The sequence below is a fragment of the Pseudomonas sp. PDM17 genome (assembly GCF_014851985.1).
GTDB lineage: Bacteria > Pseudomonadota > Gammaproteobacteria > Pseudomonadales > Pseudomonadaceae > Pseudomonas.
Map to the genome: position 1 here is coordinate 1,127,339 of NZ_JACVAT010000001.1, position 22,805 is coordinate 1,150,143.

Here is a 22,805-nt window from a genome sequence, read left to right on the forward strand (position 1 = left end):
TGATGCCGGCTGGATCAGGGCCGGCATGTCAATCTGTTACAGCCTATCTACTAAATCATTACCGAATGTTGACGACTCTTAGACCTTAGTCGCTGATTAGTAAGCTGGCTATTGAAGCGCTGAGCAGCGGCGGGCGTGGCTTTCACTGAATCCAGTGGGGGTAATAGCCGAGTTTGTCCTGGACCTGGGCGTCATGGGCGGGCACCACGGTCAGCTTTGGATAGGCAAGCATCAGTTCGTGGACGCGGGCCACTTCGGCCAGGGTCTGCTCGCGGTTGCTGTCCACCAGTTTGCGGCTGACCCAGAACTTCTCGCGGGGGCCGGTGAAGCCGGACAGGCGCCAGGTAGTGTCACCGCTGAAGAAGAAGCGCCGGCCGTCATCCAGGGTTATGAACAGGCCGACCGAGCCGGGTGTATGGCCGCGCATGGGAACCAGGACCAGGCTGCCGTCGCCGAACAGGTCGAGGCTGCGGTCGTAGCTCAGGAAGGGCCCGGAGTCGAACTGGAAGGGCACCCATTTCACCGGATGGCGGAACTGGCTGGGAAACACCGCCGGCGGCTGGGCGATATGGGCGTAGTTGATCTCGTCATAGGTCGCCCAGACCGGGACTTCCGGGAAGTCCGACAGCGCCGAGGCATGGTCCCAGTGCGCATGGGACAGGATGATCCGGTCGATGGAAACACCACTGCCCTGCAATTGCTCGCGTGCCGGTTTCAGGCCTTCGTAACGGAACAGTGGCTTGTCCCACCAGGGCATGTCCTGCTTGAACTGTGCGTCCGCCTGGCTGCCCAGGCCGGTGTCGAACAACAAGGTAGCCGCGTGGTGCTGGATCAGCACAGCGGTGTGGTTCATCGGGACTTTCTCGGTCCAGTTGCCGCCGGCCACGGTGAACGCATCCAGGGTGGTGACACCGGAAGTGCGGATCAACGAGAAGCGCAGGTCGGCGGCCTGGACATTCAGGCAGGCGAGGGCGAACAGCCCGGCCAGCAGCAGGGATGGCAGACGCATCGGAGTTTCCTTTTCGGTGAGCGGAGGGACGCGCCGCCGTGCAAGCGGCGGCGTGGCCTGTCAGAAGAAAATCAGAAGGCGGGTTGCGCGACGTAGCCGGGCAGGGCGCGCACGCGGGCCAGCCAGTCCTGCACATAGGGATAGCCGGATGGCTCCAGACCACCTTCCGTCGCCAGGGTGACGTAGGGGTAGACGGCAATGTCGGCGATGCTCGGCTTGTCCGTCTGCGCCAGCCAGCGGTGGTCGGCCAAAGTTGCGTCCAGCAGCTCGAGGGCGTGGCGGCCCTTGGCCTGCGCGGCGGCCAGATCGCCGGGGCGCTTGAACAGCAGGATCACACGCGCCATCGCCAGGCCGTGCTGCACCTCGTTGGCCGAGAAGCTCAGCCAGTTGGCAATGCGCCCCTGGGTGACAGCGTCCTGCGGGTACCAGTGCGCTTCGGCGTACTGCCGGGCGAGGTAGGCGAGGATGGCGTGGGAGTCGCCCAGGCGCAGTTCGCCATCCTCCAGCGCGGGAACCTGCCCGCGCGGGTTGATCGCCAGGAAGGCCGGGCGCTTGTGCGCCCCGCCCATCAGGTCCACCGGCAGCAGCTCGGCTTTCTGGCCGATGAGCCCAAGGAACAGGCGAACCTTGTAGCAGTTGCCGGAAAGCGCGACGTCGTGGAGTTTCATGGCGAGAGTCCTTTGCGGTGTTGTTGTGGGGCGGCGTTTGTGGAGTGGTGGAATAGATATTAGACAGACAGGTCTGTATAGTTCAAGCGAAATGACCGTCGGCCAATCGGTATCCGCGCTGTCACCCTTGGCGGCGTTCCAGCTCCCCATGGGCGCCGAGCCTCGCGCATAATGTCCGGTCAGGAGGTAATGCCATGGCATCCAGCAAACGCGAGCTGCTGCTCGCCACCGCCCAGGATCTGTTCTACCGAGAGGGCTATCACGCCACCGGTATCGATCGCATCCTCGCCGAGTCGGGCGTCGCGAAGATGACGCTGTACAAGCACTTCAAGTCCAAGGACGAGTTGATCATGGCGGCGCTGGAAGAGCGCCATGCCCGCATGGTCGAGCGCATGGAAGTCGCCGAGCGCATACTCGCGCCGCGCGAGTCGATCCTGGCGGTCTTCGACGGCCTGCAGGAAGTCCTCAACGGCCCGGACTTCTGCGGCTGCGCCTTCATCCACGCCGCCGGCGAGTTCCACGACCGCGAACATCCCATCCACCAGCAGGCCGCCGAGCACAAGGCCTTCCTCGGGCGCTTTTTCGCGGCCCAGCTGGCGCGATTGGGTGCGACGGAGCCGGAAGCCCTGGCACGTCAGCTGCAATACCTGCTTGAAGGCGTGCTGGTCATGGCGCACATGCAGGGCCCGGCGCAGCAGGGGCGAGAAGCCCGTGCCGTGGCCGACACTTTGCTCAAGCACGCCGGAGTCTGAACCCATGTCGCCAACCCTGGAGCCCACCATGCCCCCGGAATGCCAACTCTTCGGCACCCTTGGCTGCCACCTCTGCGAAGTGGCCGAAGCGGTGCTGATGCCCTTCGTCGAACACGGTTTGCTGGTCGAACTGGTGGATATTGCCGACCGCGAGGAGTGGGTCGAGCAATACGGCCTGAGCATTCCCGTGCTGCGCCGCTGCGATTCCGGCGCAGAGCTCAACTGGCCCTTCGATGCCGCACAGGTCGCCGCTTTCCTCGGCTGCTGAAGATTTCGGCAGCTTTCCCTCTCCTCAATCAACCGACGCGAGGCGCAATGCAATGAAGATCGGATTTCTCGGACTGGGCGGCATGGGTGCTGCCATGGCTGCCAACCTCATCCAGGCCGGCCACCAGGTCGTCGTGTGGAACCGCTCGCCCGGCGCCGCCGAGCCGCTGGTGGAACTGGGCGCCATCGCCGCTGCCACCCCCGTGCAGGCGTTCGATGTCGAGCTGGTGATCTCCATGCTGGCCGACGATGCCTCCACCCGCGCCGTGCTGCTCGACAGCGGCGCCCTGGCATCGGCCAGCGCCGGCCTGGTGCACTTGAGCATGGCCACGCTGTCCACCGCCTTCGTCGGTGAGCTGATCGAGCTGCACCGCGAGCAGGGCGTCGAGTTCGTCGCCGCGCCGGTATTCGGCCGCACGGATGTCGCCGCCGCCGGCAAGCTGAACATCCTGGTGGCCGGCCCCGAGGCGGCCATCGCCAAGGCGCAGCCGGTGCTCGACGTGCTGGGGCAGAAGACCTGGCCGCTGGGCGACGACCCGCTGCGCGCGGTCGCGGTGAAGATTGCCGGTAACTTCATGATCGCCAGCGCCATCGAGGCGATGGGGGAGAGCTCGGCGCTGGTGAAGACCTACGGCGTCGCGCCGGGCGAGTTCATGGAAATCATGGGCAACACGCTGTTCAACGCGCCGGTGTACCGCAACTACGGCGCGCAGATCGCCGAGCAGCGTTTCGACCCGGCCGGCTTCCGCCTGGTGCTGGGGCTCAAGGATGTTGGCCTGGCGCTGTCGGCCGGGCATGAGCAGCGGGTGCCGCTGCCACTTGCCAGCCTCCTGCGTGACAACCTGCTCGAAGCCATCGCACACGGTGACGGCGAGCGGGACTGGAGCGCCCTGTCGCAGGTTGCGCTGCGCAAATCCGGGCAGCTCTGATTCGCCCATGAAAAAGCCCGTCCTGGTGGACGGGCTTTTTTGTGCCTGTGACTACTTCTGGGGAAAAATCGCAGGCAATAAAAAACCCGCCGTTAGGCGGGTTTTTCGGGATTTGGTCGGAGCGACTGGATTCGAACCAGCGACCTTCTCGTCCCGAACGAGACGCGCTACCAAGCTGCGCTACGCTCCGTTTGATGGCGCGCATTCTACCGAAAAACTTTTGATGCACAAGGGGTTAGCGAAAAATATTTGAAAAATCTTTTCGCCCCCATGAAAACGCCAACGCCCCGCAGACCGCTCAGGGCCTGCGGGGCGTTTCCACCGCCGGGCGAATCAGAGGTCCTTGACGGTCCGTACCTGATCCTTGTTCACGCGGGCGGTTTTGCCATCCAGCTGTTCGAACTCATAGAAGCCGGATTCTTCGTCGTACTTGGGTTTGTCGACCGACTGAATCTCGCGTCCATCGTTCAGGGTGATGACGGACGGAGTGGAGCAACCAGCGAGCACGCTAAAGCCCAGGGCGAGCAGGAAGGCGGGAAGCATCCGTTTGTTCATGGGTGAATCTCCTGATGAGCGAACAAAAAAGTACGAAAAGTCTGACCGGGTGCCTTGCAGCATAGTTCCCGGAAAATTTTCGACTCTGTCGCTATCGGGCGTGATAGAGCAGCTCCGGGGTGTTCAGATTGGCCAGTCGCGGGTCGCCGGCCGGGCAATCCACCGCCTGCAGGCCGAGGTTCGAGAAGACATGGCGCGGGCTGCGGTCGCCCTGGTCCCAGGCCTCCTCTATCTGGGCGCGCAGGACCACCGGGATGATGCTGAACAGCGGTTCCCACTGCGTGCCGCAGCGCAGCATGTGGACGATGTCCGGCGCTGCGGCGCATGCGCGCAGCAGGCGCTCGAGCAAGTCGGCATCCAGGCGTGGCGCGTCGCAGGGCAGTACCAGCAGGTGGGTGTGGTGCGCGCTGGCCAGGCCCGCGCGGATGCCGGCGAGCGGGCCGGGGAAGTCCGCACTGTCGTCCTGTACCAGACGGTCGGCGAAGCCGGCGTAGACGTCCGCGTTGCGGTTGCAGGAGATGATCAGATCGTCGCTGAAGGGACGGGCGAGGGCGGCGGCGTAGCTCACCAGCGGACGGCCCTGCCACTCCAGCAGGCCCTTGTCCTGGCCGCCCATGCGCTGGCCGCGTCCTCCGGCGAGAATCAGGACGGAACAGGGGGGCAGCGGGGCTTGTGGCATGTCAGGGTCTCCGGGGCGGGCCTGTGATATAACACCGCGCATTCCAACCTCACAAGCAAGGGCCCTCATCATGAGCCACAAGGCCGAGCAGCCATTCGTCCCGCTGAACATCGCCGTCCTCACCGTCAGCGACACCCGCACGCTGGAAACCGACACCTCCGGCCAGCTGTTCGTCGACCGCCTGAAGGCCGCCGGCCATAACCTGGCCGCCCGCGTCCTGCTCAAGGATGACCTCTACCGCATCCGCGCCCAGGTCGCGACCTGGATCGCCGAGGACGAAGTGCAGGTCGTGCTGGTGACCGGCGGCACCGGCTTCACCGGCCGCGACAGCACCCCGGAGGCGGTGACCTGCCTGCTGGACAAGGTGGTGGACGGTTTCGGCGAGCTGTTCCGGCAGATTTCCGTGGCCGATATCGGCACGTCCACCGTGCAGTCCCGCGCGCTGGCCGGCCTGTCCAATGGCACCCTGGTCTGCTGCCTGCCGGGCTCCACCAACGCCTGCCGCACCGCCTGGGACGGCATCCTCGGCGAGCAACTGAATGCCAGCCACCGCCCCTGCAACTTCGTGCCTCACCTGAAGAAGGCGGCGCCCTGCGAGAGCCGCGGATGAGCTGCTGCGACAAGCCGGGACTGCTGCCGGTCGAGGACGCCCTGGCGCGCCTGCTGAGCCTGGCGGAGCAGTCTCCGATCCTCGATACCGAAGTCCTGCCGCTGAGCGAGGCTGACGGCCGCGTGCTCGCCGAGCCGCTGCTCGCCGGGCTGGACCTGCCGCCGTGGCCGAACAGTGCGATGGACGGCTATGCGCTGCGCCAGGCCGACTGGCAGGGCGAGCCGCTGTCGGTCAGCCAGAAAATCTTCGCCGGGCAGGCGGGCGAGCCGCTGCAGCCGGGCACCTGCGTGCGCATCTTTACCGGCGCGCCGTTACCCGAGGGCGCCGATTGCGTCGAGATGCAGGAAAACGTCGAGGTGCTGGAGGACGGCCGCGTGCGTTTCCTCGAAGCGCTCAAGGTGGGTCAGCACGTACGCCCGCAGGGCCAGGAAACCCGCAAGGGCGACTGTGTGCTGCCGGCCGGCACGCGCCTGGGGCCGATCGAGATCGGCCTGGCCGCATCGCTCGGCCACGCCGAAGTGAAAGTGCGCCGCCGTCCGCGCGTGGCACTGCTGTCCACCGGCGATGAGCTGGTGGAACCGGGCAAGCCGCTGGCGCTTGGGCAGATCTACAACAGCAACCGCCATCTGTTGCGGACCTGGTTGCAGCGTTTCGGTTGTGAGGTGGTGGACGCGGGCATCCTTCCGGACGACCTGGAGCGCACCCGTGCGGCCCTGGCCGGCCTGTCGAATGTGGACCTGATCCTCTCCACCGGCGGCGTGTCCGTCGGGGAGGCGGACTTCCTCGGTGCGGCCCTGCGTGAAGCGGGCGAGCTGGCGCTGTGGAAGCTGGCGATCAAGCCGGGCAAGCCGCTGACCGTCGGCCATTACCAGCAGGTGCCGGTGATCGGCCTGCCGGGTAATCCCGCCTCCACCCTGGTGACCTTCGCGCTGTTGGCGCGGCCCTACCTGATGCGTCGCCTCGGCATGCAGAAGGTCGAGCCGCTGCGCCTGCAGGTGCCGGCCGGGTTCAACTGGACCAAGCCAGGCAACCGCCGCGAGTACCTGCGCGCGCGCCTGGAGAATGGCCGTGCGGTGCCTTACGCCAACCAGAGCTCCGGTGTGCTGCGCAGCGCCGCCTGGGCCGAAGGACTGGCGGAAGTGCGCGAGGGGGCGACGCTGGCCGAAGGCGATTGGCTGACCTTCATTCCGTTCAGCGAACTGCTGGACTGAGCGCCAGGAACCCTATGAAAAACGCCGGTCTCAGACCGGCGTTTTTTTATGCTGCTGGCGATACTCGCCGGGCGTCTGGTCCGTCCAGCCCTTGAAACTGCGATGGAACGAGCGCGATTCGGTGAAGCCCAGGTACTGGGCGATGTCCTGGATCGGCAGATCGCTGTGCACCAGGTAATGCTCGGCCAGTTCCTGGCGCAGTTCGTCGAGGATCTGCTGGTAGCTGGTGCCGGCCTGCTGCAGGTGGCGCTGCAGGGTGCGCACGGTCATTTCGAAGCGCTCGGCGACGCGCTCCTTGCGCGGCAGGCCGTCCTTGAGGAGCAGGCGCAGGGCGTTCTTCACCCGCAGCGGCAGCGGCTCGTCGTCGTCCAGTTCGGCCATCAGCGCCAGGGCGTGTTCTTCCAGGGTGCGCAGCAGGTTGGCGTCGGCCTGGCGCAGCGGGTAGCTGAGCAGCTGCAGGGGGACCAGGAGGGCGCTGAAGGGTTGCTCGAAGCGCACCGGGCAGCCGAACAGCTGTTCGTATTCGGCGACGTCGGTGCCCTCGGGCTGCGCGTGCTCGAACCAGACTTCCTGCGGCGAGCCATTGGTGTCGGCGATCCAGCGCGCATAGAGCAGCCAGGACGCCAGTACGTTCTCCACCATGTGCCGGCGAATCTTCGCGGCGTCGTGGCGGCAGTTCCAGATCAGCTTGATGTGGCCTTCGCCCGGCTCCAGGCGGCTGACGCCCATGTCGCCGACCAGCTTCTCGTAAGGAATGATGCGGCCCATGGCTTCGCCCAGGTTGGCGCAGTTCATGGTGATGTAGCCCAGCACGCTCCATGAGCCCGGCTGCACGAAGCGCGCCGAGTGCAGGCCGAACAGTGGGTCGCCCGAGTGCGCACACAGGTGCTGCAGCAGGCGCTCGTGGGCCTCGCTGGGCAGGCGCTGGCTATTGTCGCTCAGTTGCGAGCGTTCAAGGCCCGCCGCCTGGAGGGCGACGTCCAGGTCCATGCCGAGGGACTCGGCGTGGCGCAGGTATTTCAGCAGTGCGGGGACGGATGTGTAGCCGAGGGAATGCATGGCGTGAGTTCTTGTTCTTCGGTGTCTCGATCGGCAACTGCGCCTGTCTTGATCCGACAGTGACAGGGCAGGGCGGCTGGCTAGTATAGGCAGCCATCAAGCGGCACCGAAATAGCAATCGAATTAGCGGGTTCAGACCCTGAACAAGAAGGAGCGGGCATGCGACGCTGGAATGGCTGGGGTGAAGAAACGACGGTGGTGGAATTGCCTGGCAACGGGCGCGACTTTCTCGCCGAACTGGTTGGCCCCGGCCTGACGCTGCCGGACGCGACGCTGGAACAGGTGCTGGCCAGGGTACCGGCCTCGCGTCTGCCCGAGCATCCGCTGGTGGTGCGCGAAGCCCGCGACCGCCTGCTGCACGCCCGTGGCCAGAGCCTCCCGGACTGGCTGGCGATGCGCGAAGGCGAGTTCGGCGTGTTCCCCGATGGCGTGGCCTACCCGCAGACCGCCGAGCAGATCCGCGAGCTGCTGAAGTTCGCCGAGCTCTGGGACTGCCTGGTGATCCCCTACGGTGGCGGCACCTCGGTGGCCGGCCACATCAACCCGCCAACCTCCGACAAGGCGGTGCTCACCGTTTCCCTGGAGCACATGAACCGCCTGCTGGAGCTGGACGAGCAGAGCCTGATCGCCACCTTCGGCCCTGGCGCTAACGGTCCGCAGGTGGAAAGCCAGCTGCGCGCCCGTGGCTATACCCTGGGCCACTTCCCGCAGTCCTGGGAACTCTCCACCCTCGGTGGCTGGGTCGCCAGCCGCTCCAGCGGCCAGCAGTCGCTGCGCTACGGGCGCATCGAGCAACTGTTTGCCGGCGGCACCCTGGAAACCTTCGCCGGCAGCCTGGACATCCCGACCTTCCCGGCATCTTCCGCCGGCCCCGACCTGCGCGAAGTGGTGATGGGCTCCGAAGGCCGCTTCGGCATTCTTTCGTCGGTGAAGGTGCGGGTCACGCGCATCGCCGAGGATGAGCGCTTCTACGCGGTGTTCCTGCCGTCCTGGGAGCAGGCGCTGGAAGGCATCCGCACCCTGGTGCAGGCGCGTGTACCGCTGTCCATGCTGCGTCTGTCCAACGCCGTGGAAACCACCACCCAGCTCGCGCTGGCCGGCCATCCGGGGCAGATTGCCTGGCTGGAGCGCTACCTGAAGCTGCGCGGCGCGGCAGAGGGCAAGTGCATGCTGACCTTCGGCGTCACCGGCGACCGTGCCCAGAACGCGACTTCGCTGCGTGCCGCGCGGCGCATTCTCAAGGGCTTCGGCGGCGTGTTCACCGGCACCCTGCTGGGCAAGAAATGGGCGCAGAACCGCTTCCGCTTCCCCTACCTGCGCGAGGCGCTATGGGAGAACGGCTACGCGGTCGACACCCTGGAAACCGCCACCGACTGGTCCAACGTCGACAGCCTGTTGAACCGCATCGAAGCCAGCCTGCGCGATGGCCTGGCTGCCGAGGGCGAGCGTGTGCACGTGTTCACTCACCTGTCCCACGTCTACGGCGAAGGCTCGAGCATCTACACCACCTACGTGTTCCGCCCGGCGGCCAGCTACGCGGAAACCCACGAGCGCTGGCGCAAGCTCAAGCACGCCGCCAGCCAGACCATCGCCAACAATCGCGGCACAATCAGCCACCAGCACGGCGTGGGCAAGGACCACGCTCCCTATCTGCCGGTGGAGAAGGGCCCGCTGGGCATGGCCGCGATCAAGGCGCTGGCCGGGCATTTCGACCCGTCCGGCCGGTTGAACCCCGGCACTCTGCTGCAGGACTGAGCCCATGGGCTGGAATGCGACGTGGCGCGCCAAGGCGCTGCCGGAGCTGGCGGAGCGCGACTGGGACCTGATCGTGGTCGGCGGCGGCATCACCGGTGCCGGCATCCTCCGTGAAGCCGCGCGGCGCGGCTGGCGCTGCCTGCTGGTCGAGCAGCGCGACTTCGCCTGGGGCACCTCCAGTCGCTCATCGAAGATGGTCCATGGCGGCCTGCGCTACATCGCCAAGGGCCAGTTCGGCCTGACCCGCGACTCAGTGCGCGAGCGCCAGCGTCTGCTGGGCGAGGCGCCGGGGCTGGTCGATCCGCTGAGCTTCATCATGCCGCACTACCAGGGCGGCTTTCCCGGCCCGCGCGTGTTTGGCACGCTGCTGTCGCTTTACGACGCGTTGGCGGGGCGGCGCAATCATCTGTTCTATCGCCTGGAAGAACTGCGTTACCTGGCGCCGGGCTTGAGGGAAGATCGCCTGCTGGGCGGCACGCGCTTCCAGGACGCAGTCACCGATGACGCACGCCTGGTGATGCGCGTGCTCGGCGAAGCTCGCGTTGAAGGCGGCGAAGCGCTGAACGGCCTGAAAGTGATCGAGCTGGATCGCCGCGACGGTCGTGTCGAGGGGCTGGTTGCCGAGGACAGCGAAAGCGGCGAGCGCTTCACCTTCCGCGCGCGTGCCGTGGCGCTGGCCACTGGCGCCTGGGCCGATGCCCTGCGACAGAAACACGGCAGCGAGCACATCCGCCCGCTGCGCGGCAGCCACCTGCTGTTGCCGGCCTGGCGCCTGCCGGTTGCCCACGCCTTCAGCTTCATGCACGGGCAGGACAAACGCCCGGTGTTCGTCTTCCCCTGGGAAGGCGCGACCGTGGTCGGCACCACCGACCTCGATCACCGCGACACGCTGGACGACGACGCAGCCATCAGCCGCGAGGAAGTGGATTACCTGCTGGCGGCCTGTGCGCAGCAGTTCCCGTCTTCGCATATCAGCGCGGCGGACGTGCGCTCCACCTGGGCCGGCGTGCGCCCGGTGGTCAGCGATGGTGCGCCGTCGATCAAGCCCTCGGATGAAAAGCGCGAGCACGCGCTGTGGGTCGAGCCCGGCTGCGTAACCCTGGCGGGCGGCAAGCTGACCACCTTCCGCCTGCTGGCGCTGGAGGTGCTCGCCGCCTGCGCACCGATGCTGGAGCGCTCGCTGGAGGCGGCGGGAGAACAGGTCTTCGAACCTGTCGAAGCGGTCGATCTGCCCGGGCTGACTCCGCCGCAGCAGACCCGTCTGCGCGGTCGTCATGGTCGCGCATTGCCGGAGCTGGCGCGGGTGCTGAAAACCGTGGGCAACGAATGCATCGGCCATACCGATTCACTCTGGGCCGAACTGGCCTGGGCGGCGGAAGGCGAGCTGGTGCTGCACCTGGACGACCTGCTGCTGCGCCGTACCCGCGTCGGCCTGCTGCTGGCCGACGGCGGCGCCCACGAGCTGCCGAGAATTCGCGCGCTGTGCCAGCCACGCCTGGGCTGGGACGACGCGCGCTGGAAACGTGAAGAACAGGACTATCTGGCGCTGTGGCGTCGCTGCTACAGCCTTCCAAACTGACCGACGTCTCATTGACCAAGAGCCCCATGGATAACAAGAACTACCTGCTGGCCATCGACAACGGCACCCAGAGCGTGCGCGCGCTGCTCTTCGATCTCCAGGGTAACCTGGTGGGCAAGGGCAAGGTCGAGCTGGAAGCCTATTTTTCCTCGCAGCCCGGCTGGGCCGAACAGCACCCGGACTACTACTGGGAACAGTTGGGCGAGGCCTGCAAACGCCTGTGGGCCAGCGTCGACATTGACCGCAGCCGTATCCGTGGCGTCTCGCTGACGACCCAGCGCGGCACGGTGATCCACGTCGACCAGGCCGGCCAGGCCTTGCGCCCGGCGATCATCTGGCTGGACCAGCGCCGCGCCGAACTGGAAGGGTCGATCAAGGGGCCGTGGGGCTGGCTGTTCAAGCTGGTGGGCGCGCAGGGCGCAGTGGATTACTTCCGCACCCAGGCCGAAGTGAACTGGGTCGCCCAGCAGCAGCCGGACATCCACCAGCGCACGCACAAGGTGCTGCTGCTCTCGGGCTTCCTTACCCAGCGCCTGTGCGGACGCTACGTGGACTCGGTCGCCAGCAGCGTTGCCTACCTGCCGTTCGACTACAAGAAGCTGCAATGGGCCGCGCCACGCGACTGGAAGTGGCAGGTGCTGGACGTGCGCCGCGAGCAGCTTCCGGAGCTGTTCAAGCCCGGCGCGAAGCTCGGTGAGATCACCGCCGAGGCCAGCCGCCTGACCGGGATTCCCGAAGGCCTGCCGCTGATCGCAGCCGGCGCCGACAAGGCCTGCGAGGTGCTCGGCGCGGGCGCCATCGATCCGACTGTGGCCTGCCTGTCCTACGGCACCACCGCGACCATCAATACCACCCGCTCGCGCTACCTGGAAACGATCCCGCTGATCCCGCCGTACCCGGCGGCGATTCCCGATCACTTCAACACCGAGGTGATGATCTACCGCGGCTTCTGGATGGTCAGCTGGTTCAAGCGCGAGTTCGGCCTGCGCGAGATGCAGCGTGCGCAGGAACTGGGTGTCGAGCCGGAGAAGCTGTTCGACGAACTGGTCAACAGCGTACCCGCCGGCTCCATGGGCCTGATGCTGCAACCCTACTGGACGCCGGGTATCCGCGAGCCGGGGCTGGAAGCCAAGGGCTCGATCATCGGATTCGGCGACGTGCATACCCGCGCGCACATCTACCGCGCCATCCTCGAAGGCCTCGCCTACGCGCTGCGTCAGGGCAAGGAGCGCATCGAGAAGCGCTCCGGCACCCGCATCCAGCGCCTGCGCGTGGCTGGGGGCGGTTCGCAGAGCGACGCGGCGATGCAGCTCACCGCCGACATCTTCGGCCTGCCGGCGGAGCGCCCGCACGTCTACGAGGCATCCGGCCTGGGCGCGGCCATCGATTGCGCGGTGGGGCTGGGGCTTTATCCGGACTTCACCAGCGCCATCGCCGCCATGACCCACGTCGGCGATGTCTTCCAACCGAATCCCGAGGCGCAGCGCACCTACGAGCGGCTGTACAGCGAGGTCTACCAGCGCATGTACAAGCAGCTCAAGCCGCTGTACCAGAGCATCCGGGAGATCACCGGCTATCCGGCCTGAGCGGCAAATCAAGTGGGAGGAATTCCCCTCGCGCTAGTCTGAGTCCATATCCGATGGACTCACCGGGAGGAAATCCGCCATGACGCAACCCAAGGCCCTGCTGATCCTGCATGGTAAGCAAGCCGCCAACGATGAGGTGCGCGCCGCCGTGCTGGCCACGCGCGAGGCGGGTCGGTTGATGGATGTCAGGGTGACCTGGGAGGGCGGCGACGCTCGGCGGCTGGTGGAGGAGGGGCTGGCGGCGGGCTACACGACGCTGATCGCCGGCGGCGGCGACGGCACCGTGCGCGATGTCGCCGAGGCGCTGGCCCAGGCCGGCGGCAAGGCCAGCCTGGCGATCCTGCCGCTGGGTACCGCCAACGACTTCGCCCGTGCGGCTGGCGTGCCGCTGGAACCGGCTGCCGCGCTGGCGCTGCTGGACGTGCCGGCACGGCCCATCGACCTGGGCGAAGTGGATGGGCAGATGTTCCTCAACATGGCGACCGGTGGCTTCGGCTCGAAAGTCACGGCCAACACCCCGGAAGACCTGAAGAAGCTGCTCGGCGGCGCGGCCTATCTGCTCACCGGGCTGACGCGTTTCTCCGAGGTGCACGCGGCGCAGGGGCGATTCACCGGGCCGGGCTTCAGCTGGGAAGGCGAGTTCCTTGCCCTTGGCATCGGCAACGGGCGGCAGGCAGGTGGCGGGCACGTGCTCTGCCCGCAGGCGACGGCGGACGATGGGCTGCTGGACGTGAGCATCCTGCCGACCCCGCAGGATATGGTTGGCACGCTGGGTGCCTTGCTCGGCAGTGGCTTCGGCACCCAGGATGTGTTCATCCGCGCGCGGGTGCCCTGGGTCGAGGTGGAGGCCCGCGAGGGGCTGGACGTCAACCTCGACGGAGAACCCCTGGAGGGCCGCAAGCTGCGCTTCGAGGTACGCCCGGCGGCACTCTCCATGCACCTGCCGGCGGATTCGCCGCTGCTCTCGGCCACTGGGCGGCTCGGCGCGCCGAAGGGCTGATCGGTCTGGCCCGGATCGGGCAAGTCGTGCATGATGGCGCACGGCCAGTATCTTGTTCCGCAAGATGCGGCCGATAGCGTTCCCGCACGACTCATTCCGAATCTGGAGCAGGCATGGCCGGTATTCTCGACACTGTCGATCAACGCACCCAACTGGTAGGCGAGAACCGCCTGGAAATCCTGGTCTTCCGCCTGGCCGGGCGGCAGCAGTTCGCGATCAACGTGTTCAAGGTGCAGGAAGTGCTGCAGCTGCCGCGCCTGACTCTGATTCCGCAGCGCCACCCGATGATCTGCGGGGTGATCAACCTGCGCGGCCAGACCCTACCGGTGATCGACCTGTCGCGCGCCATCGGCATGCGCGCGCTGACTCCGGATGCCAACAGCACCATCATCGTCACCGAGTACAACCGCTCGGTGCAGGCCTTCCTGGTGGGTGGGGTGGAGCGCATCCTCAATCTCAACTGGGAGTCGATCCAGCCGCCGCCCGGTGGCGCCGGCCGCCAGCATTACCTGACCGCGATCACCAAGGTGGAAGACCGCCTGGTGGAAATCATCGACGTGGAAAAGGTGCTGGCCGAGATCGTGCCGATGAATACCCGCGTCTCCAGCGATCGCCTGGACGACAAGCTGCTCAGCCAGACCCGTGGCCGCGAAGTGCTGGTGGTGGATGACTCCAGCGTCGCCATTTCCCAGCTGCGCGACACGCTTGGCCAGCTCGGCTTGCGTCTCAACGTGGCGACCGACGGCCTGCGCGCGCTCAATCAGCTCAAGCGCTGGGCCGACGAAGGCCACGACATGGAAGAGAAGCTGCTGATGGTTTTCACCGACGCGGAGATGCCGGAGATGGACGGCTACCGGCTGACCACCGAGATCCGCAACGACCCGCGCCTGCGTGACCTCTACGTGGTGCTGCACACCTCGCTGTCGGGCAGTTTCAACGATGCCATGGTGAAGAAGGTCGGCTGCGACGACTTCCTTTCCAAATTCCAGCCGGACCAGCTGGTGGAAGTGGTGCGTCGTCGGCTGCAGAAAGTCCCTGCCTGATCCCCGCCCTTTCTGTGCAGGAGCGAGCTTGCTCGCGAACCGCCTGATGCCGATATGTCAGGCGAAAAGCGTTCGCCAGCAAGCTCCCCCTACAGGTGTTCTCACCCATTGCTAGATGCGCATCCCACACCGTATAAGGTCGCTTCCGCCTGCATGAAAGGAAGCTTCCGATGTACAGCCTGAGCGAGCTCTACCGCTACCCGGTCAAGTCCACCGCCTACGAGCCCCTGGAATCTGTCCGCCTGGACGCCCTGGGCCTGGAAGGGGATCGACGCTGGATGGTGGTGGAGGCGTCCAACGGCCGCTTCCTGACCCAGCGCCTGCTGCCGCAGATGGGGCGCATCGAGGCGCGCTGGCAGGATGACTTCCATGGTCTGCGCCTGCGTGCGCCGGGAGCGCAAGATATCTTCGTGTCAGTGCCTGAAAGCGACGCCAACCTGCGCGGCGTGCTGATCTGGCGCGACATGCTGCAAGTGCCGGACGCTGGCGATGAGGCGGCACAGTGGCTGAGCAGCTTCCTCGGCCGCGACGTGCGCCTGGTGCAGATGCCCGAGCAGCGCGCGCGCCAGGTGGATACCGCCTACGCGGAGCCCGGTGAGCACGTGCACTTCGCCGATGGCTTCCCGCTGCTGCTGATCGGCCAGGGTTCGCTGGATGATTTGTCGGCCAAGGTCGGTCGCCCGCTGGAGATGCTGCGCTTCCGCCCGAACCTGGTGGTCACCGGCGCCGAACCCTTCGCCGAAGACGGCTGGAAACGCATCCGCATCGGCGATGTCACCTTCAAGGTGGCCAAGCCCTGCTCGCGCTGCATCCTCACCACCATCGATCCGCACACCGGCGAGCGCGACGCTGCCCGTGAGCCGCTGGCAACCCTGCTGGGTTATCGCAACGTCAATGGCGAAGCCCTGTTCGGCCAGAACCTGCTGGCGGAGAACCGCGGCGAGCTGAAACTGGGCATGCCAGTGGAAGTGCTGGAGTAACGCTGAAGTGGCGCGCCCGAGCGGGCGCGCCGGATGATGCGGAATTTACAGCTTGCTGTCGACGCAACCGGTGCTCTGGCATTCGCGCTCACGCTCGCGCAGCACGACCAGGCGCTCGTTGGTCTTGTCCACGGCGCACTGTAGGTTGACGAAGTAGCCGCCGTCGCGCTCGTAGCTGCACTGGGCGTCGCGGTCCTTGATCCAGGCGATCTGGCTCTTCTTCAGTGCGGCCTTCTGGCCGTCGTTGAGCATCTTGCGCAGGGTGCCGAATTCATTGTTCAGCTCGCGGTCCACCTGGGCGTATTCGGTGCTCAGGCAGTACACGCTGTCGAAGGCGTTGCGCGGCTTCTCGCAGGCGGCGAGGGCCAGGTCGGCACTGAGCAGGCCGGCGGCCAGGACGGTGAGGGAGAGGAGCGACTGGCGCATGGAATTTCCTTTTCCTTGAGGGGATGAAGACCGCCCGGCGGGTGCCGGGCGGAAGAGTGGATCAGAGTTCGTCGAAGAAGCGTTCGTGCCAGTCGACGATGGGCTGCGGCGCGTTGAGCTTCTGCCCGTAGATCACTGCGTAGGACAGCACGTTCTGCACATAGGAGCGCGTCTCGTCGAACGGAATGGTCTCGACCCAGACGTCGAAAGCCAGGTGACGCGCATCCTTCAGCCATTGGCGCACACGGCCGGGGCCGGCGTTGTAGGCGGCGGTGGCGAGCACGCGGTTGCCGTTGAACTGGCCGTGTACCTGGCTCAGGTAGGCGGCGCCCAGCTGGATGTTCACGTCCGGCACGATCAGCTGCTGCGGCGAGGCCAGCGGGATGCCGAACTTGCGCGAGGTTTCCTTGGCGGTGGCCGGCATCAGCTGCATCAGCCCGGTGGCACCGACGCCGGAGCGCGCATCGGACATGAAGGCGCTTTCCTGGCGGGTGATGGCGAACACCCAGCTGGAGTGCAGGCCGCGATTGCGCGCCTCGCGCACCAGGGTGTTGCGGTAGGCCATGGGGAAGCGGATATCGAGGTCGTCCCAGTACTTCGCCTGGCTGATCGCGCGGATAGCCGGGAAGTACCACTGCATGTCGTAGGCGATCTTCGCCTGGGCCAGCAGTTCGTCGTGGCTCAGGTGGCGGGCCGCGTGGTACCACTCGCGGCGGGCGTTGATGATCTCGCCGCGGGCGTAGAACTCCAGGGCGCGGCGGGTGCTCGGTGCGTTGCGCACGCGCTGCATCGTCCCGGCATCGGGCGAAACAGGTCGATTGTTCAGCTGGTAGGGGGCGTTGATCCGGTCGGCGGCGAGGAAGCCGTAGAAATCACGCTCCCCGGCCACTGGCTGGTACAGACTGATGGCCTGCTTGTTCTGCGGCTGCGCCAGTTGCAGCGAGCGAGCCTGCCAGTATTTCCAGCGATTGGTCTCGGCCAGCGACGGCGGCAGGGCGCGGGTCAGTTCGTAGGCTTCTTCCCAGCGGCCCAGGCGCAGCAGCAGACGCAGGCGCCATTCGGTGACGGTGTCGTCGCGCAGTTGCGGGTCGTACTTGACCATCATCGGCAGCGCGCGCGGGTCATAGCGGCGCGCCAGGCTCAGGCCGATCTCGCGGGCGATGGAGACTTTCTCGTCGCTGGAGAAGGGCAGCACCGAGCTGTAGTAGTCGAGCAGGCTGATGGCCTTTTCCGGGTCCTGCTTGGCCAGGCGGCGCAGGCCCAGACCGACGACGTCGGCGGTGGCGTGGTCACGGGCGCCGAAGCGGGTGGTCTGGCTCAGTTGCGCAGGATTCTGCGCGACGTTGACCATCAGCGCGCCCTGGCTGCCGAGGGTCGGCAGGCGCTTGGAGAGCACGGTGGCGAGGCTGTAGTTGCCTTTCTCGGCAGCCAGCTTCAGGCGTTTCCAGACCTTTTCCTCGGTGAGCTGGCCGTCGGCCTGCCACAGGGCGAAAGTGGTGTCGCAGGCATCAGGCTGCGGCTTGCCGACCAGCCAGAGCTTCTCGGCGGTGGCGTAGCCGTCGGCTTTGTTGCCGTGGCCCAGCTGGTACTGGCCGTAGAGGCAGTCCAGCTCGGTGAAGTTCATCTTCGGGTCGTAATAGCGGACGAAGGTGTTCCAGTCGCCGCGATCGGCCAGTTGGCGCATCCAGCGCAGCTTCAGCCAGTTGATCTGCGGCAGGTCGCCGTGCTGTTCGATGAAGCGCTCGATCTCGGCGTTGCTGGCGCTTTTCAGACGGTTGGTCAGCTCGTCGTAGGCCAGGTACGGCTGCAGCGGATAATCGGCCAGTGCCGATTGGTAGCTGAAGTACGGGCCGCTGTCGCCGCGCGCCAGGGCCTTCTGCGCCTCGTCGTACATCTGGCGCTGCTGGGGCAGGGACGCTGCGTTGGCTGTCGAAGCGGACAGGCTGAGGATCAGGCAGGAAAACAGTGAGAAAAGGCGACCGCGCATGGCTCTTCCGGGAAGATGATCGGTGGGCGCTGGATGGCGCGCGCCCGCTGCCGGGTAGCTTAGCCTGTTGCGCGCGGGGGGTGAAAGCGCCACCAGGGCTGCCTGGCTCAAAGGCGGACGAATGTCTCGCCCCTGCACTTTGTCCGCCCCCCTCTGACTTTTCCGCGCTTTCCCTTAAACTGCGCGCCCTGTTTTACGGAAGATGCCCTCATGACCCTGCTCAAGTTAACCGACGTGTCCCTCGCCTTCGGCACCACTCCGCTGCTGGATAAGGTGTCCTGGCAGATCGCTCGCGGTGAGCGGGTCTGCATCATTGGCCGCAACGGCACCGGCAAGTCGAGCATGCTCAAGCTGGTCAAGGGCGAGCAGAAGCCCGATGACGGCGATATCTGGCGCGCCCCCTCGCTGAAGATCGGCGAGCTGCCGCAGGAACTGCCGCGCGCCGACGACCGCACCGTCTACGACGTGGTCGCCGAAGGCCTGGCCGAAGTCGGTGAGCTGCTGGCGCAGTACCACCACCTGAGCATGCACATCGAAAGCGAAGAGGATCTGAACAAGCTGGCGCGAGTCCAGCAGGACCTCGAAGCCCGCGATGGCTGGCGCCTGGGGCAATTGGTGGACACCACCCTGAGCCGCCTGCAGCTGCCGGCCGACAAGACCCTCGCCGAACTCTCCGGCGGCTGGCGCCGCCGCGTGCTGCTGGCCCAGGCGCTGGTGGCCGAGCCTGACCTGCTGCTGCTGGACGAGCCGACCAACCACCTGGACATCGGCGCCATCGCCTGGCTGGAAAACGCCCTGGCGGACTTCCCTGGCGCCGTGCTGTTCATCACCCACGACCGCTCCTTCCTGCAGGCCGTGGCGACCCGCATCCTCGAGCTGGACCGCGGCCACCTGATCGACTGGAACGGCGATTACGCCAGCTTCCTCGTCCACAAAGAGCAGGAGCTGGCGGCGGAAGAGGCGGCCAACGCACTGTTCGACAAGCGCCTGGCCCAGGAGGAAGTGTGGATTCGCCAGGGCATCAAAGCCCGCCGTACCCGTAACGAAGGCCGCGTGCGCGCGCTGAAGGCGATGCGCAATGAACGCGCCGAACGCCGCGAGCGTCAGGGCAAGGCCAGCTTCCAGATGGAGACGGCCGAGAAGTCGGGCAAGCAGGTGATCGTCGTTGAGAAGGCCGGCTTCGCCCACCCGGGCGGCCCGGCGCTGATCCGTGATTTCTCCCTGGTGCTGCAGCGCGGCGACCGTATCGGCCTGCTCGGCGCCAACGGTACCGGCAAGACCACGCTGCTCAAGCTGCTCCTGGGCGACCTGCAGCCGACTTCGGGCAGCGTCAAGGAGGGCACCCGACTGGAAGTGGCTTATTTCGACCAGCTGCGTCACCAGCTGGAGCCGGAAAAGACCGTCATCGACAACATTTCCGAAGGTCGCGAATTCATCACGATCAACGGGCAGAATCGCCACGTCCTCAGCTACCTGGGCGACTTCCTGTTCTCCCCGCAGCGCGCCCGCACCCCGGTGAAGGCGCTTTCCGGTGGCGAACGGGCACGCCTGTTGCTGGCGAAACTGTTCAGCAAGCCGGCCAACCTGCTGGTGCTGGACGAACCGACCAACGACCTGGACGTGGAAACCCTGGAACTGCTGGAAGAGGTGCTGCTGACCTTCGATGGCACCGTACTGATGGTCAGCCACGACCGGGCCTTCCTCGACAACGTGGTGACCAGCACCCTGGTGTTCGAAGGCGAGGGGCGCGTGCGCGAATTCGTCGGTGGCTACCAAGACTGGCTGCGTCAGGGCGGATCGCCCAAGTTGCTCGGCGTGGGTGAGGAGAAGGGCGACAAGCCCGCTGCCGCACCTGTCGCCGAAGAGCCTGCTGCCGCACCTGCTGCTGCGGTGGAAGCGGCGGCGCCGAAGAAGAAACTGAGCTACAAGCTGCAGCGCGAGCTGGAGGCCATTCCCGGGCAGATCGACGCTCTGGAGGCAGAAATGGCCGCGCTGCAGGCAGAAACTGCGGCGCCGAATTTCTACCAGCGTCCGCCGAGCGAGGCGCAGGCTGTTCTGGATCGCCTGGGGTCGCTGCAAGGGGAGCTGGACCAACTGATCGAACGCTGGGCCGAACTGGAAGAGTGATCCGTTCGGTCAGGTGATGTGCCCGTGCGTAGCGCTGATCAAAGACTGTTAGGGATGGCCGAATGGCAATCGAGTACCGCATCACCCTGGATGATGAGCACGAGTTCAGTTACCGCATCGAGCTGGAGCGCCAGTACGACGCCGAGATAGCCGCCCAGACCCCGCGTTGGACGCGCCTGGAGAACAACCGTTGCAGCAACTGCCCGCTGAACCCGGCGCAGTACAGCCACTGCCCGGCGGCGGTGGACCTGCACCGGGTGATCGAGGATTTCCGTGGTTTGCCGGCCTTCAAGAAGGTCTCTGTGCAGGTCCGCACGCCGGAGCGCGAGTACATCAAGCACGCGGGGCTGGAAGAGGGCCTGCGCGCGCTGCTCGGGGTGATCATGGCCACCAGTGCCTGCCCGCTGCTGGGCAAGCTCAAGCCGATGGCGCAGCAGCACCTGCCGTTCGCCAGCAACCAGGAGTTCATCCTGCGCGCGGTGTCGCTGTACCTGATGCGCCAGTACTTCAACTTCCGTGAAGGGCGGCATGCGGATTGGGAATTGAAGGGGCTGGTGAAGCAGTTCCAGCAGTTGCAGTTGGTGAACCAGGCGTTCTGGCAGCGGATTCACGAGACCTGCGACGGTGACTCGAATCTGAAGGCTTTCCTCAGCTTCTTCTCCATGGCGTCGAGCATGAGCTATTCGCTGGAAGCGCAGTTGCAGAAGGTGCGGCCGCTGCTGATGAGCGGGGACATGCTCGGGGCCTGAAGCGAAGCGGGCCCCGCAGGGCCCGCCCCGTCTACTCGGGTTGGCTCAGCTGGTTTTCTGCAGGCGCACGGCGAGGACGTCGCAGGGCGCACCGTGCAGCACGTCGTTGGCGGTGGAGCCCAGCAGCAGGGCGAGCCCGTGGCGGCCGTGGCTGCCGACGACGATCAGGTCGCAGTCCTGCTCATCGGCGAGGCGGTGGATTTCCTGGCGCGGCTGGCCGTAGACCAAGTGGCACTGGGAGCTGGTGATTTCGGCGTAGGTGAGGGTGAACTGGTGCAGGCGTTCCTTGGCCTGGTCGAATTGCTGCTGTTGCAGCATCGACAGGTCCATCGGCACGTCGCCGCCGAAGGCCATGGCCATGGGCTCGACCACATGCACCGCCGAGAGCCGGGCATCGTTGGCCTTGGCTAGTGCGACCGCCCGCTTCATCACCGGATCGCATTCTTCGGTAAGGTCGACGGCGACCAGAATGTGTTGGTAGGGCATGAGCGTCTCCTCCGGGGGACTCGTTATTAATCAGTATGGCCCCAATGGCCGTGCTTGACCTGTTTGACCGGTATAACCGATATGACCACGTGGATGGTAATCCTGCTCATTGCATTGGTGCTCAGCCCGCTGACCTGGCTGATCCCTTCGCGCGGCCAGCGCGGGCAGATGGACCTGCGCCTGCAGGCGCGACGCCTGGGCCTGGCCATGCAGATGGCGCAGCAGGAGTGGCCTCACTGGCTGGAGCGGCAGCCACCGCGCCAGTGTGCGCAGTACCACCGCGCTCGCGGGAAGAACCGCGACGTCTGGTGCTACTGGCAGAGCGAGCCGGGCGTCTGGCTGGATCGCTGGCGCGAGGCGAGCGCCCCTGCCGAGCTGGCCCAGGCGCTGGCCAGCCTGCCAAAGGATGTCTACAAGGTCGAGGCGACACCCCAGTTCCTCGCGCTGTACTGGGGCGAGCGGGGCGACAGCAGCGACCTCGAGCGGGTCGCCAGCTTCGTTAAACAGCATGCCTGAGGCGATCAGCTCTGCTGCGCGGCATACAGACCGGAGACTTTCTCCAGGTCTTCGATGATGCGGTCGGAGTACTTGTTGATCAGGAAGGGCACGCTGTTCTGGTTGTAGTTCTGCAGCGATTTCTCGATGTAGCGCCACTTGATTGCCACGCCGCGTAGCTCCTGGCCGATCTCCGGCGTGGTCTGCGGCGCCTGCTGCAGCTTCACCAGGTTGATCGCGAAGCGGTTGGCGAGGTCGTCCAGCGGACGCTCCTCGCCGCCGCCGAAGAAACTGGCGCCCACCGAGGCGTTGCGCGAGGCGTAGTCCACCGCAATGTCCTGCATCAGCAGGCTCTGCTCTCGGGTCTGCTGGGTCAGCGGCGGGACCCTGCTGCCGCTTTCCTCCTGGATTTTCGCGTAGAGCTGCTCTGCGGTGTCCAGCAGCTTGCGGTTCTGCGCCGCGAGGTCAGCCACCGGTTGCAGGTCGGTGTAGCCGCTCTTGTCCAGCGCGCCGGTGAGCGTGTGCAACTGGGTCGCATAGGCCTTCCATTCGTCCTGCAGCTCGCTCTTGAGCTTCTTCGATTCGTTGCCGGGCATTTCCCCGAGCTTGCCCAGGGCATCGGTGGCGCTCTGAGACGAGGCCTCGACCATCCTGGCGTACTTCTGGTCGCCCTCCATCGCATTGAACATGAAGAAGTCGCCGAGGCTGCGCTGGGCGGCGAGGCGCGTCTGGTGGACATTGAGCAGGTCGCTGGCGGCGTCGGCGGCAGCGATGAGGGGCAGGGCGGTGAGCGCGAGCGCAGACAGCAGACGCACTAGCGGACGGCTGGGCATCGTTCCAACTCCTTGGAGCC

General features: G+C 66.1%; 23 protein-coding genes and 1 tRNA gene. 14 read left to right on the forward strand and 10 right to left on the reverse strand.

The features are described from left to right. Positions 1 to 142: 142 nt before the first annotated feature. Together IB256_RS05465 and IB256_RS05470 are read right to left on the reverse strand one after the other, a co-directional pair. Positions 143 to 1,009, reverse strand: coding sequence for an MBL fold metallo-hydrolase (locus tag IB256_RS05465; protein WP_192401570.1), 867 nt, complete (start codon positions 1,007 to 1,009; stop codon positions 143 to 145). 71 nt (positions 1,010 to 1,080) lie between these two features. After that, the gene (locus IB256_RS05470; RefSeq protein WP_192290786.1) at positions 1,081 to 1,677 is read right to left on the reverse strand and encodes a glutathione S-transferase family protein; all 597 of its coding nucleotides are present in this window, start codon (positions 1,675 to 1,677) and stop codon (positions 1,081 to 1,083) included. A gap of 194 nt (positions 1,678 to 1,871) precedes the next feature. On the opposite strand from IB256_RS05470, the gene IB256_RS05475 reads away from it, so the two are divergent. Genes IB256_RS05475 through IB256_RS05485 form a run of 3 tightly spaced genes read left to right on the forward strand, consistent with a single transcriptional unit; the run spans position 1,872 to position 3,625 of the window. Further along, positions 1,872 to 2,429 carry a TetR/AcrR family transcriptional regulator gene (locus tag IB256_RS05475; RefSeq protein WP_192290784.1) on the forward strand — a complete coding sequence of 186 codons (558 nt, stop codon included), beginning with the start codon at positions 1,872 to 1,874 and terminating at the stop codon, positions 2,427 to 2,429. Positions 2,430 to 2,457: 28 nt separating this feature from the next. Then, a complete protein-coding gene (locus tag IB256_RS05480; protein WP_081519424.1) occupies positions 2,458 to 2,697 on the forward strand; it encodes a glutaredoxin family protein in 240 nt (79 codons plus the stop codon). A gap of 52 nt (positions 2,698 to 2,749) precedes the next feature. Further along, on the forward strand, positions 2,750 to 3,625 hold the full coding sequence (locus IB256_RS05485; RefSeq protein WP_192401572.1) for an NAD(P)-dependent oxidoreductase: 876 nt from the start codon (positions 2,750 to 2,752) through the stop codon (positions 3,623 to 3,625). Between the two features lie 113 nt (positions 3,626 to 3,738). On the opposite strand, the gene IB256_RS05490 is transcribed toward IB256_RS05485, so the two are convergent. From IB256_RS05490 to mobA, 3 genes are all read right to left on the reverse strand, one after another. Further along, positions 3,739 to 3,815, reverse strand: a tRNA-Pro gene (locus IB256_RS05490). 143 nt (positions 3,816 to 3,958) lie between these two features. Continuing rightward, the gene (locus IB256_RS05495) at positions 3,959 to 4,180 is read right to left on the reverse strand and encodes a YgdI/YgdR family lipoprotein (RefSeq protein WP_081519426.1); all 222 of its coding nucleotides are present in this window, start codon (positions 4,178 to 4,180) and stop codon (positions 3,959 to 3,961) included. A gap of 91 nt (positions 4,181 to 4,271) precedes the next feature. Then, on the reverse strand, positions 4,272 to 4,859 hold the full coding sequence (gene mobA / locus IB256_RS05500) for a molybdenum cofactor guanylyltransferase MobA (protein ID WP_192401574.1): 588 nt from the start codon (positions 4,857 to 4,859) through the stop codon (positions 4,272 to 4,274). Positions 4,860 to 4,929: 70 nt separating this feature from the next. Between mobA and moaB the strand changes: the two genes are divergently transcribed. After that, the gene (gene moaB, locus IB256_RS05505; RefSeq protein ID WP_192290776.1) at positions 4,930 to 5,469 is read left to right on the forward strand and encodes a molybdenum cofactor biosynthesis protein B; all 540 of its coding nucleotides are present in this window, start codon (positions 4,930 to 4,932) and stop codon (positions 5,467 to 5,469) included. Further along, the gene (gene glp, locus IB256_RS05510; RefSeq protein ID WP_192290774.1) at positions 5,466 to 6,680 is read left to right on the forward strand and encodes a gephyrin-like molybdotransferase Glp; all 1,215 of its coding nucleotides are present in this window, start codon (positions 5,466 to 5,468) and stop codon (positions 6,678 to 6,680) included. Before moaB ends, glp begins: the two co-directional genes overlap by 4 nt. A gap of 30 nt (positions 6,681 to 6,710) precedes the next feature. Here the strand turns inward: glp and IB256_RS05515 are convergent, their stop codons facing one another. Further along, the gene (locus IB256_RS05515; RefSeq protein WP_192290772.1) at positions 6,711 to 7,739 is read right to left on the reverse strand and encodes an AraC family transcriptional regulator; all 1,029 of its coding nucleotides are present in this window, start codon (positions 7,737 to 7,739) and stop codon (positions 6,711 to 6,713) included. Positions 7,740 to 7,898: 159 nt separating this feature from the next. Between IB256_RS05515 and IB256_RS05520 the strand changes: the two genes are divergently transcribed. The 6 genes from IB256_RS05520 (at position 7,899) to IB256_RS05545 (ending at position 15,682) form a co-directional block, all read left to right on the forward strand. Continuing rightward, a complete protein-coding gene (locus IB256_RS05520; RefSeq protein WP_192401576.1) occupies positions 7,899 to 9,494 on the forward strand; it encodes an FAD-binding oxidoreductase in 1,596 nt (531 codons plus the stop codon). A gap of 4 nt (positions 9,495 to 9,498) precedes the next feature. Then, the gene (locus tag IB256_RS05525) at positions 9,499 to 11,073 is read left to right on the forward strand and encodes a glycerol-3-phosphate dehydrogenase/oxidase (protein ID WP_192401578.1); all 1,575 of its coding nucleotides are present in this window, start codon (positions 9,499 to 9,501) and stop codon (positions 11,071 to 11,073) included. 26 nt (positions 11,074 to 11,099) lie between these two features. After that, on the forward strand, positions 11,100 to 12,659 hold the full coding sequence (locus IB256_RS05530; protein ID WP_192401580.1) for an FGGY-family carbohydrate kinase: 1,560 nt from the start codon (positions 11,100 to 11,102) through the stop codon (positions 12,657 to 12,659). A 79-nt stretch (positions 12,660 to 12,738) separates the two neighbouring features. Next, a complete protein-coding gene (gene yegS, locus IB256_RS05535) occupies positions 12,739 to 13,659 on the forward strand; it encodes a lipid kinase YegS (protein ID WP_192401583.1) in 921 nt (306 codons plus the stop codon). Between the two features lie 113 nt (positions 13,660 to 13,772). Beyond that, positions 13,773 to 14,702, forward strand: a complete 930-nt coding sequence (locus IB256_RS05540) for a chemotaxis protein CheV (protein WP_138214953.1) — start codon at positions 13,773 to 13,775, stop codon at positions 14,700 to 14,702. 170 nt (positions 14,703 to 14,872) lie between these two features. After that, positions 14,873 to 15,682, forward strand: a complete 810-nt coding sequence (locus tag IB256_RS05545; RefSeq protein WP_192224270.1) for an MOSC domain-containing protein — start codon at positions 14,873 to 14,875, stop codon at positions 15,680 to 15,682. Positions 15,683 to 15,727: 45 nt separating this feature from the next. Here IB256_RS05545 and IB256_RS05550 read toward each other — a convergent pair whose 3' ends face one another. Next, on the reverse strand, positions 15,728 to 16,108 hold the full coding sequence (locus tag IB256_RS05550; protein WP_151187753.1) for a lysozyme inhibitor LprI family protein: 381 nt from the start codon (positions 16,106 to 16,108) through the stop codon (positions 15,728 to 15,730). Positions 16,109 to 16,169: 61 nt separating this feature from the next. Further along, the gene (locus IB256_RS05555; protein ID WP_192290762.1) at positions 16,170 to 18,095 is read right to left on the reverse strand and encodes a transglycosylase SLT domain-containing protein; all 1,926 of its coding nucleotides are present in this window, start codon (positions 18,093 to 18,095) and stop codon (positions 16,170 to 16,172) included. A gap of 210 nt (positions 18,096 to 18,305) precedes the next feature. On the opposite strand from IB256_RS05555, the gene IB256_RS05560 reads away from it, so the two are divergent. Both IB256_RS05560 and IB256_RS05565 read left to right on the forward strand, forming a co-directional pair. Continuing rightward, a complete protein-coding gene (locus IB256_RS05560) occupies positions 18,306 to 20,222 on the forward strand; it encodes an ATP-binding cassette domain-containing protein (RefSeq protein ID WP_192290760.1) in 1,917 nt (638 codons plus the stop codon). Positions 20,223 to 20,284: 62 nt separating this feature from the next. Next, positions 20,285 to 20,971 carry a DUF6901 family protein gene (locus IB256_RS05565; RefSeq protein ID WP_151187751.1) on the forward strand — a complete coding sequence of 229 codons (687 nt, stop codon included), beginning with the start codon at positions 20,285 to 20,287 and terminating at the stop codon, positions 20,969 to 20,971. 45 nt (positions 20,972 to 21,016) lie between these two features. On the opposite strand, the gene IB256_RS05570 is transcribed toward IB256_RS05565, so the two are convergent. After that, on the reverse strand, positions 21,017 to 21,457 hold the full coding sequence (locus IB256_RS05570) for a universal stress protein (RefSeq protein WP_024766849.1): 441 nt from the start codon (positions 21,455 to 21,457) through the stop codon (positions 21,017 to 21,019). An 81-nt stretch (positions 21,458 to 21,538) separates the two neighbouring features. Here IB256_RS05570 and IB256_RS05575 point away from each other — a divergent pair, with 81 nt between their 5' ends. Further along, on the forward strand, positions 21,539 to 21,973 hold the full coding sequence (locus IB256_RS05575) for a hypothetical protein (protein ID WP_151187750.1): 435 nt from the start codon (positions 21,539 to 21,541) through the stop codon (positions 21,971 to 21,973). Positions 21,974 to 21,978: 5 nt separating this feature from the next. Here the strand turns inward: IB256_RS05575 and IB256_RS05580 are convergent, their stop codons facing one another. Beyond that, complete coding sequence (locus IB256_RS05580; RefSeq protein ID WP_192290758.1) at positions 21,979 to 22,785, reverse strand: hypothetical protein; 807 nt, start codon at positions 22,783 to 22,785, stop codon at positions 21,979 to 21,981. Between the last annotated feature and the right edge of the window lie 20 nt (positions 22,786 to 22,805).